Origin of the sequence: Streptomyces sp. NPDC051940 (assembly GCF_040680895.1) — a bacterium.
Taxonomy (GTDB): Bacteria; Actinomycetota; Actinomycetes; order Streptomycetales; family Streptomycetaceae; genus Streptomyces.
In genome coordinates this window covers 1-12252 of record NZ_JBFAXR010000063.1, presented here as the reverse complement: position 1 = coordinate 12252, position 12252 = coordinate 1, and the positions used below count along the sequence as shown (strand labels likewise).

The following is a 12252-nucleotide window of genomic DNA, read 5'->3' as shown; positions in this document are numbered from 1 at the left end:
CGAGCGGCCCCCGCCTCCCGGCGGGGGCCGCTCTCCGTGGCCCCGGCGCATTGCCGAATGGCGGGAACCCGCCACCGGTGCGGCGGTGCGCGGACGCGGGCGTTCGCTGTAGACCCCTGTCATGACCACGATATTGAGACGCCGGTCCGCGCTCGCGGCCGCGGCCACCGCGCTGGCACTCGGGGGCGGCCTGCTGCTGCCGCCCGCCGCCGCGGGGGCCGCGGGACCGTCCCCCGCCACCCCCCACCGGGCGGACGGCACGGCGTACGACATCACGCTGATCACGGGGGACGTCGTCCACTACACCGACCGCCCGGGGAGCGAGCACGATCTGGTCGCCGTCGACCGCCCCGACGGCGCGCCGGGGAGCGTGCACATCCAGGAGACCGGCGGACAGCTGTACGTCGTACCGGACGAGGCGCAGTCGCTGCTGGCCGCCGGGCGGCTGGACCGCCGGCTGTTCAGCGTGACGGAGCTGGTGAAGTCCGGCTACGACGACCGCCGTTCGGGCGGCATCCCGGTCATCGCGACGGGGGCGGGCGGTGCCCGCAGGCCCGCCGCGCCCGCCGCCCCGAAGGGCGCGACGCACGTGCGGCCACTGGACTCGATCGGCGCGACGGCGATGAAGGCGGACAAGGACACCGCCCGCGCCTTCTGGAAGGACCTGGCCCCCGCGGCGGAGGCCCGCTCGCTGGACGGCGGCGTCGGCAAGCTGTGGCTGGACGGCCGGGTGCGGGCCGAACTCGCCGAGTCCGTCCCGCAGATCGGCGCCCCGCAGGCCTGGGCCCGGGGCCTGGACGGCGCCGGGGTGAAGGTGGCCGTGCTGGACACCGGCATCGACCCCGCGCACCCGGACCTCGCCGACCGGGTCGCCGCGTCCCGGTCGTTCGTGGACGGGCAGGAGGTCCTCGACCGGCAGGGGCACGGCACGCACGTCGCCTCCACCATCGCCGGCTCCGGCGCGGCGTCGGACGGCACGTACAAGGGGGTGGCGCCCGGCGCGCGCCTGTACGTCGGCAAGGTGCTGGACAACGACGGCTTCGGCAGCGACTCGCAGATCATCGCCGGCATGGAGTGGGCGAAGGAGCAGGGCGCCGACGTCGTGTCGATGAGCCTGGGCTCCGACGAGCCCTCCGACGGCACCGACCCGATGGCGATGGCCGTCGACACCCTGTCCGCGAACGGCGGTCCGCTGTTCGTGATCGCCGCCGGCAACCGCTGGGGCGAGTTCACCATCGGCTCCCCCGGTGCCGCCGACGCGGCGCTGACGGTCGCGGCCGTCGACAAGTCCGACGTACGCGCGGACTTCTCCAGCATGGGCCCGCTCACCGGCACCTACGGCCTCAAGCCCGACGTGTCCGCCCCCGGCGTCGATATCCGCGCGGCGGCCTCGCAGGCGGCCCCGAACGTGACCGGCATGTACGAGACGATGTCCGGTACGTCGATGGCGACCCCGCACGTCGCGGGCGCCGCGGCGATCCTGAAGCAGGCGCACCCCGGCTGGGACGGACAGCGCGTGAAGGACGCGCTGATGGCGACCGCGAAGGGGCTCGACGGCTACACCCCCTACCAGCAGGGCACCGGCCGGATCGACATCCCGGCCGCGCTGGACGCCGCGGTCGAGGCGCCCGGCTCCGTGCCGACGGCCGTCTTCGACTGGCCGCACGAGACCGGCGAGACGGCCGAGCGCACGGTGACCTACCGCAACACGTCCGGCGCCGACGTCTCCCTGGACCTGGCCGTCGACCCCCCGTCCGACGCCTACCGGCTGTCCGCCGACACGCTCACCGTCCCGGCCGGCGGGACCGCTTCCGTCACCCTCACCATCGACCCGGCGTCCCTGGCGGCCGACTCGTACGCCTCCGCCCGGATCACCGCTTCGGCGGGCGGAGCGGTCGTCGCCCGCACGGCGTTCGCGGTGCAGAAGGAGCGGGAGCTGTACGACCTGACGCTGAAGCTGACCGACCGCGACGGGTCGGCGGGCGAGGGCCGCGTCGTCCTCGTCCGCGAGGGCGACTTCTGGCCCTCCCTGTACGAGGTGAACGGCTCGCGCACGCTGCGCGCCGCGCCGGGCAACTACACGGCGTACTGGTGGCCCGACATGCCGGGCTCCACGCCCGACTCGCTGGCGGCGGGCCTGGTCGTCGACCCCGAGACGGTCGTCGACGGCCCCACGGCCATCCACCTCGACGGCACGAGGCTGCGTCTGGTCAGCGCGCGGACGGACCGGCCGACGGCCGACAGCCAGCGCCGCGTCGACTTCAGCCGCGCCTACCCCGACGGCTCCGGCATCCGCGAGATGTGGCCGGTCCCGGTGGCGTACGACGAGGTGTGGGCGACGCCCACGGAAAGGCCGGCCACCGGCAGCTTCGACTACCTCACCCGCTGGCGGCTGCACGAGAAGCAGCTGACCGTCACCACGGCCGACGGCCGCGACCTCGGCGTACTGCCCCAGCCGGGCGGCACGATCGGCGCGGCCGGCACGCGCACCCTGGACGCGGTGTACGCGGGCGCCGGCGGGGCCGCCGACTACGCGGACCTCGACGTGCGCGGCAAGGCGGCGGTCGTCGTGCGCAGTGACGCGGTGTCCGCGCAGGAGCGGGCCGTGGCCGCGGTGGAGGCGGGGGCGGCGGCACTGCTCGTCGTCCACGACGGCACCGGGCGCCTCAACGAGGTGTACAGCGACGGGGACTTCGACCGCCCGCTCGTCATCGCCTCCGTCAAACGGGACGCGGGAGCACGGCTGCTCGAGGAGGTGAAGGCCGGCGGACTGCGGCTGACCGTACGCGAGAAGCGCTGGTCGTCGTACCTCTACGACCTCGTCGACCTGCACACCGGCCGGATCCCGGACCGGGACCTGACGTACGCGCCGGACCCGCGGCGGGACCTGGCACGGGTGGAGAACACCTTCCACACCGACGGCACCGCCCGCCTCGGCAGCGGCTACCGCTACGACATCCCGGCGTGGGGCACCGCCCAGTTCATCGGCTTCCCGGAGTACGAGTCCTTCCCGGGCCGGCGCACGGAGTGGGTGACGCCGAAGCGGACGTCCGGCCAGGGCTACTGGTACGAGGAGCACGCGGTCACCGGTGCCGCCGGGGACGCGCTGCTGGAGGAGCGGGACGACGCGCGGCACTACACGCCGGGCGGGCTCTTCGCGCAGGAGTGGTTCGCACCGGTGCAGCATCCGCGCTTCGGCACCGGCTACTGGGGGCCGTTCCGCCAGGACAACGACTACATCCAGACGAACGTCCCGATGTGGTCGGACTCCGGCGACGGCCACGCGGGCACGTACCCGGCGGGGCTGTTCGACGGCAGCATCCGCTCGCAGCTCTTCCAGGGCGACAGGCTGCTGGCGTCCGCGGACAGCCCCGCGCTGTACACGGAGGAGCCGGTGTCGCGGGACCCGCTGCCGTACCGCCTCGTCGTACGCGGCGACCGCGACAAGTCCGTGTGGGCCACGTCCACGAAGGTCCGCTCGGAGTGGGGGTTCGTCTCCGCCGGTCTGGACGAGAGCGCGGACATCCGCCTGCTGGACCTGGACTTCGACGTCCGTACGGACCTGGCGGGCCGCGTCCCGTCGGGGACGGTGGTCGAGCTGGGCCTCGGCGCGGCCACGCAGTCCTGGCTCCCGGACCGGGTCCGTGCCTCGCAGGCGACGCTGTCGGTGTCGTACGACGGCGGCGACCGCTGGCAGCGGGTGACCCTGACCCGCACGGGCGAGGGGCGGTGGGTGGCGTACCTCAAGACGCCGCCGCGGCCGGGCGAGTTCGTGTCGCTGCGCGCGACGGCGCAGGGGCCTGGCGGACTGAGCGTGAGCCAGGAGATCATCAGGGCCTTCGGGCTGAAGTGATCATGACGCCCGTTTGTCTCCCCGAGGAGGACGCGCTGTGAGGAAGAGGTTGCCCGTCGTCGCGCTGGCTGTCGGCTGCGCTCTCGCGACGGCGGGCTGCGGCAGTCTGGCCGACTCGCCGAGTCTGCCGGAGCCCGGCACCGTCCCGGTCACGGAGAAGCAGGCACTCGCCGAACTGGACCGGGTGGTGGCGGCGCACGACGCGGGTCCGGTGAAGACGTTCTGCGGGGAGAACGTCATCGAGGTCGAGACGTGCGGCCACCTTCTCGACGAGGCCCGCGCCGAGTGTGTGCGGCCTGGGGGCAGACCGAAGGTCCTGCGCTCCAAAGGCGTGCCCGCCACGAAGAACACGGCGGGCGGCTGGGTGCTGGAGGTGTCGGGTGAGACGGCGGGGGGACAGCCCTACGTCTCGCACTTCCTCGTCAGCGTGGACGCCGAGGTCGAGGACGGTCCGGCGCGCGCCGCGATCGGCGTGTACTGGACCGGGCTCGGGTTCGGCGACAAGGCGGTCAGCGGCTGGAAGAACGTGCTCCCGAAGCCGGAGTGCGCGAAGGGCTGAAGGGGCGGCGTCACGCCGCCTTCAGGTGCTCCACCGGCCGCGTCCGCAGCGCCCACCACGCCGGGATCACCGCCGCCGGGACGGCCGCCGCCGCGCAGGCCGCGAGGAGGGCGGCCAGCGTCGGCCAGGGGACGGAGGGCGGGACGGGGGTGCCGAGGAGGGTGAGGGCGCCGCAGACCGCGCCGAGGTTCAGTGCCGCCACCGCCGCGCCCAGGACGGCGCCGACCGCGACGACCAGCAGGGCCTCCGCCGCCACCGTCGCCAGCACCTGCGGCCTCGTCGCGCCCGCCAGGCGGAGCGCGGCGAGGTCGCGGACCCGGTCGGCGGTGGACATCCACAGGGTGTTGGCGAGGACGAGGACGCCGTAGACCAGGGCGATGCCCAGGACCAGGGCGAAGCCGGCGCGGGTGGCGCGGCTAGTGCGCGGGTGGGTGTCCGCGAGCCAGCGGGCAGCGGTGCTGACGCGCAGGCCGGTGCCGTGCAGAGCCGTCCGCAGCGCCGCGCCGTCGACACCCCGTACGTCGACCCGGTCGACCGCCGCGCCCGGTGCGTTGGCCGGGGTGACGTACACGCCGTTGTCGCCCGTGCCCGTGCGCAGCACCGCCGCGACGCGCAGGTCGACGCGGCTGCCGTCCGTACGCCAAACCGGCACCGTGTCGCCGACGCGGTGGCGCTGCCACTCCTCGGTGACGACGATGCCGCGGTCGTCGAGGTCGGCGAGGCGGCCCGCGGCGACCGGCAGGTCCGCCAGCGCCGCCAGGCCCCGGGGGTGCACCGCGCGGCCCTCCCAGGCGATGCGGACGTCGCTGTCCTCGACGGTCTCCACCCGCACCGGCGCGCTCGCCGACACCCGCGCGCCGGGCAGCGCCCGCACCCGGGCGAGGGCGGCGGGGTCCACCCCGCCGGTCACGACGTACTCCGCCCGCGTCTGCGCGGCGGCCTCCGCCGCCTTCGCCGCGCTCACCGTCTGCGCCGTCCCCGGCAGCGAACCGGCCAGCGCCACCGTCAGCAGCACCGGCGCCGCGACGGCGCCCGTACGCCGCACCGCCGCCGAGGCGTTGCCCCGAACCAGCCGCCCCGTCCACCCCGGCAGCGCCCGCCCCGCGAGCCGGCACAGCGGCACCGCCGTCACCGGGGCGAGCAGCGCCACCGCACCGGTCAGCAGCATGGGCTGCACGGTGTAGGTCTTGCGGTGCAGCAGCTCACCGGGGTCCGTGGCCAGCCGCCAGGCCATCAGGACAAGGGCCGTCGCGAGCAGTCCGCCGCCCGCGAGCCACCGGCCGGGAGTCATCGCCCGGGCGTCCACGACCGCCTCGGCCAGCGCCTCCGCGGGCGCCACCCGCCCGGCCCGGTGCGCGGCGGCGGCGACCCCGGCGAGGGCGACGCCGAGCCCGGTGAGGAAGCCGACGGCGTACGGCCAGCGGTCGTCCGGGGCGGTCATCCCGTACGGCGCCAGCTCCTGCCGTACGAGCCACGCCACCAGCCGCGGCGCCGCGTACGCCCCCAGCACGCACCCCGCCGCGGACGCCGCCGCCCCCAGCACCAGCGCCTCGCCGAGCACCAGCCGCCGCACCAGCGCCCGGCCCGCGCCGGCCAGTCGCAGCAGGCCCAGTTCGCGGCGGCGCTGGGCGACGGCGTAGGAGAACGTGGAGGCAACGACGAAAACCGAGACGAAGCCGGTCACCCCGGCCGCGGTGCCCAGCAGGGCGACGGCGGTGGTGAGTTCCTCGCTCGCGGGCAGCGGTCCGGTCCCGGCGAGGGCGCGGCACATCACGGTGATCAGCGCGGTGCCCAGCGCCAGAGCGGTGAAGCCGGCGACGAGGGTCGTCCAGCGGGCCCGTACGGAGCGCAGGGTGAGCTTCAGCAGGCGGAGGGGGCTCATGCGTCCATCCCAGCGGCTGCGCGGGGCGCGGACACGCCCGCTGGACCCCGGGTGAAGGGTAGGGCTGGGCATACCGTGGGCCGGTCGTCCGCGATCTACGGTGGGGGGCATGGATCCCGAACGCCGGCCGGCGCGGACTGTGCGCGGCTCGGTCCCACTTGCGCAGTCCGTGCGCGCGCTCGGCTACCTCGCGGCCGGTCTCCCCCTGGGCGCCGCGACCCTGGCGGCGCTGCTCGTGCTGACCGTCACCGGCGTCGCCCTCACCCCGGTCCTCGCCGGCATCCCGCTGCTGGCCCTGGCCGCCCTCAGCGGCATCCCGGTCGCCGCGGCCGAACGCCACCGGATACGCCTGCTGGGCGCGCCCCCGCCGCCGGGTCACACCCCGACCCGCCGGCCGGGGTTCACCGCCTGGGCCCGGCACCGCTTCACCGAACCGGCGACCTGGCGCGAGCTGGCCTGGGCCGTGCTGACGGCGACCGTGCTGTGGCCGCTGGAGGCCGCCGCGCTGACCGTCCTGGTGGCGTTCCCCGCGGCGCTCGTCGCGACCCCGTTCCTGCTCGCCGCGGACGGCGCGGAGGTGAAGGTCCTCAAGCTGTGGACGGTCACCGGCCAGCCGACGGCGATCGCGGTCGCCGTCGCGGGGCTGGCGGCCCTGGCCCTGGCCGCGTACCCGCTGCGTGTGCTGGCGTCCGGCCGCGCCGGGCTCGCCCGCCGCGCCCTCACGCCCACCCGTACGCCCACGGTCCGGGAGCTCACCCGCTCCCGCGCCCGGCTGGCCGCCGCGTTCGAGGCGGAGCGCCGCCGGATCGAGCGCGATCTGCACGACGGCGCCCAACAGCGGCTGGTGGCCCTGTCGATGTCGCTGGGACTCGCCCGCCTCGACGCCGAGCCCGGCAGCGCCCTGCACGAACGGCTCACCCTCGCCCAGGCGGAGGCCGAGGCCGCGCTCGCCGAACTCCGCGACCTGATCCACGGCATCCACCCCCAGGTCCTCACCGACTACGGCCTGCCCGCCGCCCTCACCGACGCCGCCGACCGCTCTCCACTCCCGGTGACCACGGACGTGTCCGGCCTCCCGCGCTTCCCCGAACCGGTGGAGTCCGCCGTGTACTTCCTGGTCCGCGAGGCCCTCGCCAACGCCGCGAAGCACAGCGGCGCCACGGCGGTCACCGTCCGGGCGGGTTACGCCGACGGCGAGCTGACGCTGCTCGTGGCGGACGACGGCCGCGGCGGCGCCGACCCCGGCACGGGCAGCGGGCTGACGGGGCTGGCCGACCGGATCGCCGTACTCGATGGAAGACTTGCGCTGACCAGCCCGCCCGGCGGGCCCACCGAGCTGCGAGCGGAGATCCCGTGCACGCCGACTCCGACGACCGCTCCGAGGACACCGGAGGAGCCCCGCACCCAGCCCGGCACGTAGCCCTGCGCGTAGTCCTGGCCGAGGACGGTGTCCTCCTGCGCGAGGGCCTGATCGCCCTCCTCGCCCGCTTCGGGCACGAGACCGTCGCGGCGGTGGGCGACGCCGAAGCGCTCACCGCCGCCGTCGCCGAGCACCGCCCGGACATCGTCGTCACCGACGTGCGGATGCCGCCCGGCCACAGCGACGAGGGCCTGCGCGCCGCGCTCGCCCTGCGCGAGGCGCGGCCCGGACTGCCGGTGCTGGTGCTCAGCCAGTACGTGCAACGCGCCTACGCCGCCGACCTGCTGGACTCCGGGAACGGTTCGGGCGTCGGCTATCTGCTGAAGGACCGGATCGGCCAGGTCGAGGAGTTCGCGCAGGCGGTGGAGCGGGTGGCGGCGGGCGGTACGGCCGTGGACCCCGAGGTCGTACGGCAGTTGCTGCGCCGGCACCGCGATCCGCTGGAGCGGCTCACGCCGCGCGAGCGCGAGGTGCTGGCCCTCATCGCGACGGGCCGGTCGAACGCGGCGATCGCCCGAGACCTCGTCGTCACGGAGGCCGCGGTGGGCAAGCACGTCGGCAACATCCTCGCCAAGCTCGACCTGCCGCCGGCGGAGGACACGCACCGGCGGGTGCTGGCGGTGTTGGCGTTCCTCAGGTCGTGAGACTGGTGACGTCCGTGGCGTCCGTGGCATCGGTGAGGCTTGCGACGCCGGGTACGACCCGGTCGCAGCGGGACCGGGACGCCTTCACCAGCTCCGCGTTGGGGGCGTCGTTGGAGTCGATCCACGCACGGGACGCCTCCGCCGTACGGCCGAAGCCGACATGGCGGTCCATCAGCCGCGCGTCCCGCAGTCCGTCGTCCGCCTCCACGTACCAGACCTCGGCCATCAGCTCCCGGGCCTGCCGCCAGCCGGGGGCGTCCAGGGCCAGGTAGTTGCCCTCGGTGACGACGAGCCTCGCGCCCGGCGGGACCAGGTGCCGGGCCGCGACCGGCTCGTCGAGGGCGCGGTCGAAGTCCGGTACGTAGACCTCCTCCGCCCCCGCTGCCTCGTCGCCGGCCCGCCCGGTGATCCGGCGCAGCAGCGCGGCGTACCCGAAGGCGTCGAAGCTGGGCTCGGAGCCCTTGCGCTGCCGCAGCCCGAGCCGGTCGAGCTGGGCGTTGGACAGATGGAACCCGTCCAGCGGCACGTACGCGGCCCGCTCCCCGCCCAGCTCGGCGACCAGCCGCCGCGCCAGCGTCGACTTGCCCGCCCCGGGCGGCCCGGTGAGACCGAGCACGGCCCGGGGGGAGTCGCCGAGCAGCTTCCAGGCGTCCTCGGCCAGCCGATCGATGCGCATGGCGGCACTGTACGGCGCGGGGTCGCGGACCGGCCACGGGTGCTCCGCGGTCAGCCCCGGCCGTCCCGGAGGAAGCGCTCCAGCCCTTCCACCAGCAGCGCGTGGTCCTCCGCCTGCGGCAGCCCGGAGACCCCGACCACGCCGACGACGCCCACGTCGTGCACGTACACCGGGAAGGCGCCGCCGTGCGCGGCGTAGCGGTCCGGGTCGAGCCGCGAGGACTCCTCGAAGGTCGTGCCCTTGGCCCGGAAGCGGGTGCCGACGAGGTACGAGCTGGCCGCGTACCGCTCGACGACCCGCCGCTTGCGGGCCAGCCACTGGTCGTTGTCCGGCGAGGTGCCGGGCAGCGCCCGGTGGAACAGCTGCTGGGCGCCGCGGTGGATGTCGACGGTGACGGACGCGCCGCGCTCGACGGCGAGGTCCGCGAGGAGGCAGCCGAGCTCCCAGGCGTCGTCGTTGCCGAAGCGGGTGAAGCGCAGGCGCTGCTCCTGCTCCCAGAGTTCGGCGATGAGGGTGTTGAGGTCGCTGACGTCGTGCGGCTTGAGGTCGGCCGGCTTGGGGGTGGTCGGGGTGGCGGTGGCGGGCTTGGTGTCGGTCGGCTTGTGGTCACTCATGCGGTCAGCTCCACGGTGCGGCCCTCGGCGGCGGACAGGCGGGCGGCCTCCAGCACGCGCAGCGCGGCGGCGGCCTCGGCGGCGGTGACGGGCGGCTCCCCGCCCGTACGCAGCGCCTGGGCGACCGCCTTGTAGTACGCGGGGTAGTCGCCGGGCAGCGTCGGCACGGGCTGGCCGCCTCCGGTCAGCGGGGACTCGCCGGCGCCCAGGCGGCCCCACGCCTGCTCGGGCTCCGCGCCCCAGCCCTCGCCGCCCTCGCCGGGGATATGGCCGTCGCGCAGCGCGGCCTCCTGCGGGTCGAGCCCGTACTTGACGTAGCCGGCCCGGCTGCCGAGCACACGGAAGCGGGGCCCGAGCTGGGCGGTGACGGCACTGGCCCACAGATGCGAGCGGACGCCGCTGAGGTGGGTGAGCGCGATGAACGTGTCGTCGTCGGCCTGCGCGCCGGCCCGGCGTACGTCGGACTCGGCGTACACGCGCGCTACCGGCCCGAACAGGGTGAGCGCCTGGTCGACGAGGTGGCTGCCCAGGTCGTACAGCAGACCGCCCACCTCGGCCGGGTCGCCGGACTCCCGCCAGCCGCCCTTGAGCTGCGGACGCCAGCGCTCGAAGCGGGACTCGAAGCGCAGGACGTCGCCGAGCGCGCCGTCCTCGACGAGCTTGCGGAGGGTGAGGAAGTCGTTGTCCCAGCGGCGGTTCTGGAAGACGGAGAGCATCAGCCCGCGCTTGGCCGCGAGTTCGCGCAGCGCCTCGGCCTCGGCGGCGGTGCCGGCGATCGGCTTGTCCACGACCACGGGCAGCCCCGCCTCGAGGGCGGCCGTGGCCAGCGGTACGTGCGTGCGGTTCGGAGAGGCGATCACCACCAGGTCCAGTTCGCCGGCGCGTGCCAGCAGCTCCTCGGCCGTCGCGGCGACGCGGACGTCCGGATAGCGCTCGCGGGCCTGCTGCTGCCGCTCCGGGTTGCCGGTGACGACGGTGTCCAGCACCAGTCCGGGGGTGCCGGCGATGAGCGGGGCGTGGAAGACGGAACCGGCCAGGCCGTAGCCGAGGATGCCGGTGCGCAGCGGTGGGGCCGCGGGGGCGGGTGTGGTGGGGCCATCCATGCCCTCCACTTAAGCAACGCTGTTGCGAAAGGGCAAGCGGAGGGCAGAATGGGCGTGTGACCAGCGAATCCTCCCCGGCGTCCCGGCGCCCGCGCGCGGCGCTGCGGCTGCCTGCGCTGCGGCTGCCCGCGGTGCGGCTGCACAACGACGCGGTCGTGCTCGCACTGCTGCGGGCGGCCGGACCCGCGGGCCTCAGCCGCGCGGAACTGGCCGCCGGCACGGGCCTCACCCCCCAGGCGGTGAGCAAGATCGCCGCCCGCCTGCGCGCCGAGGGCCTCGCCACCCACGCGGCCGCCCGCGCCTCCACGGGCGGCAAACCGGCCACGGCACTGCGGCTGGCACCGGAGGCGGGCCACGCGGTGGGGGTGCAGCTGGACCGCGACGAGGTGACGGCGGTGGTGGTGGACCTGGCGGGGGTGGTGGTGGACAGCCGCCGCGCGCGGCACTCGCTGGCGGCGGGAGCGGAGCGGGTGGTGGGGGCGACGGTGGAGGCGGTGCGGGGGGTGCTGGGGCGGGTCGCTGGGGTCCGGGGCGGAGTGGCGGCTCCGGGCGAGGTGGCGAACGCGGGCCGGGCGGCGGCCCCGGTGCTCGGGGTCGGGGTCGCCTGTCCCGGGCCGCTCGACCACGCGTCCGGCGTGCTGGGCGCGGTCACCGGGGCCCCGGCGCTGGACGGCTACCCGTTGCGCCAGGTGCTCTCGGACGCGCTCGGCCTTCCCGTCGCCCTCGACAAGGACACCAACGCGGCGGCCCTGGGCCTGATCGACACCGCCCGCCCCGGCGACGGCTTCGCCTACCTCCACCTCGGCACGGGACTCGGGGCGGGCCTGTCGCTGCGGGGCGAGCTCTACCGCGGACCACGCACGGGGGCGGGCGAGTTCGGCCACCAGGTAGTCCAGCTGGGCGGCCCCCCATGCGGATGCGGCCGGCGCGGCTGCCTGGAGGCGCTGTGCCTCGCGGCCGTGTCGGCGGGCGACACGACCACCGCGGCACGCCTGCTCGGTATCGGCGCGGCGAACCTCACCCGCCTCCTGGACGTGGACCGCGTCTTCCTCGGCGGCCGCACGGTGCTCTCCACACCGAACCCGTTCACATCAGGCGTACGCCACGAACTCGGCCCGACCGTCCCCTGCGAGGTCGCCCCCGGCGGGGACCTGGCGGTCGCGAGGGGGGCGGCGGAGCTCGTGCTGCGGCCGTTGTTCGCGGGGTGATGTGGTGTTCACGGGGTGATGTGGTGGGGGGTGGGAGTGGTTGGTGGGGAAGGCGTGGTGGGGCTCATGCGTGGACCTCGTACGGTGAGCCTCATGTGGAGGGCCTCATGTGGTGGGCCTACGTAAGGTGGCCGGTCACCGTTGTGGATCGGAGCGATTCTGCGGCCCCAAGGGGCCTTGCCGGGCGGAGCGCGGGGGCGGGCGCCGGACTGGACGGACTGCGGGCCATCCCGTGGGTGTTCGGCTGGACGCAGTCCCGGCAGATCGTGCCCGGCTGGTACGGCGTGGGCTCG

General features: G+C 75.6%; 10 protein-coding genes. 6 read left to right on the top strand and 4 right to left on the bottom strand.

Features of this window, described 5'->3' with window-relative positions:
- The first annotated feature begins 121 nt into the window (after nt 1-121).
- Together AB0M28_RS23490 and AB0M28_RS23485 are read left to right on the top strand one after the other, a co-directional pair.
- Nucleotides 122-3853, top strand: a complete 3732-nt coding sequence (locus AB0M28_RS23490) for a S8 family serine peptidase (protein ID WP_365408194.1) — start codon at nt 122-124, stop codon at nt 3851-3853.
- 37 nt (nt 3854-3890) lie between these two features.
- Entirely contained in the window at nt 3891-4412 is a 522-nt protein-coding gene (locus AB0M28_RS23485; RefSeq protein WP_365408191.1) for a hypothetical protein, read from the top strand.
- Nucleotides 4413-4422: 10 nt separating this feature from the next.
- On the opposite strand, the gene AB0M28_RS23480 is transcribed toward AB0M28_RS23485, so the two are convergent.
- Nucleotides 4423-6294: an FtsX-like permease family protein gene (locus tag AB0M28_RS23480; protein WP_365408189.1), complete on the bottom strand. Its 1872-nt coding sequence runs from the start codon at nt 6292-6294 to the stop codon at nt 4423-4425.
- Between the two features lie 109 nt (nt 6295-6403).
- Here AB0M28_RS23480 and AB0M28_RS23475 point away from each other — a divergent pair, with 109 nt between their 5' ends.
- Nucleotides 6404-7714 carry a sensor domain-containing protein gene (locus AB0M28_RS23475; RefSeq protein WP_365408186.1) on the top strand — a complete coding sequence of 437 codons (1311 nt, stop codon included), beginning with the start codon at nt 6404-6406 and terminating at the stop codon, nt 7712-7714.
- Between the two features lie 2 nt (nt 7715-7716).
- Nucleotides 7717-8358 carry a response regulator transcription factor gene (locus AB0M28_RS23470; RefSeq protein ID WP_365408283.1) on the top strand — a complete coding sequence of 214 codons (642 nt, stop codon included), beginning with the start codon at nt 7717-7719 and terminating at the stop codon, nt 8356-8358.
- On the opposite strand, the gene AB0M28_RS23465 is transcribed toward AB0M28_RS23470, so the two are convergent.
- From AB0M28_RS23465 to AB0M28_RS23455, 3 genes are read right to left on the bottom strand one after another with little or no spacing between them, the layout of a single operon-like run.
- Nucleotides 8348-9034 (bottom strand): nucleoside/nucleotide kinase family protein, encoded by a 687-nt coding sequence (locus AB0M28_RS23465; protein ID WP_365408184.1) that lies wholly within the window; start codon nt 9032-9034, stop codon nt 8348-8350. The two genes, AB0M28_RS23470 and AB0M28_RS23465, sit on opposite strands and share 11 nt — an antisense overlap.
- Before the next feature lie 50 nt (nt 9035-9084).
- On the bottom strand, nt 9085-9648 hold the full coding sequence (locus AB0M28_RS23460; protein WP_365408181.1) for a heme-degrading domain-containing protein: 564 nt from the start codon (nt 9646-9648) through the stop codon (nt 9085-9087).
- Complete coding sequence (locus AB0M28_RS23455; protein WP_365408178.1) at nt 9645-10751, bottom strand: Gfo/Idh/MocA family oxidoreductase; 1107 nt, start codon at nt 10749-10751, stop codon at nt 9645-9647. Before AB0M28_RS23455 ends, AB0M28_RS23460 begins: the two co-directional genes overlap by 4 nt.
- 101 nt (nt 10752-10852) lie before the next feature.
- Between AB0M28_RS23455 and AB0M28_RS23450 the strand changes: the two genes are divergently transcribed.
- Both AB0M28_RS23450 and AB0M28_RS23445 read left to right on the top strand, forming a co-directional pair.
- The gene (locus AB0M28_RS23450; protein ID WP_365408280.1) at nt 10853-11959 is read left to right on the top strand and encodes an ROK family transcriptional regulator; all 1107 of its coding nucleotides are present in this window, start codon (nt 10853-10855) and stop codon (nt 11957-11959) included.
- Nucleotides 11959-12252 (top strand): phosphoenolpyruvate carboxylase (locus tag AB0M28_RS23445; RefSeq protein WP_365408176.1); only part of this gene is annotated, 294 nt, incomplete at its 3' end. The genes AB0M28_RS23450 and AB0M28_RS23445, both read left to right, overlap by 1 nt.

Bases quoted from the DNA above. Each gene is read 5' to 3' on its own strand.
- AB0M28_RS23460 (WP_365408181.1), bottom strand. From the start codon at position 9,648: ATGAGTGACCACAAGCCGACCGACACCAAGCCCGCCACCGCCACCCCG.
- AB0M28_RS23465 (WP_365408184.1), bottom strand. From the start codon at position 9,034: ATGCGCATCGATCGGCTGGCCGAGGACGCCTGGAAGCTGCTCGGCGAC.
- AB0M28_RS23475 (WP_365408186.1), top strand. From the start codon at position 6,404: ATGGATCCCGAACGCCGGCCGGCGCGGACTGTGCGCGGCTCGGTCCCA.
- AB0M28_RS23455 (WP_365408178.1), bottom strand. From the start codon at position 10,751: ATGGATGGCCCCACCACACCCGCCCCCGCGGCCCCACCGCTGCGCACC.
- AB0M28_RS23490 (WP_365408194.1), top strand. From the start codon at position 122: ATGACCACGATATTGAGACGCCGGTCCGCGCTCGCGGCCGCGGCCACC.
- AB0M28_RS23480 (WP_365408189.1), bottom strand. From the start codon at position 6,294: ATGAGCCCCCTCCGCCTGCTGAAGCTCACCCTGCGCTCCGTACGGGCC.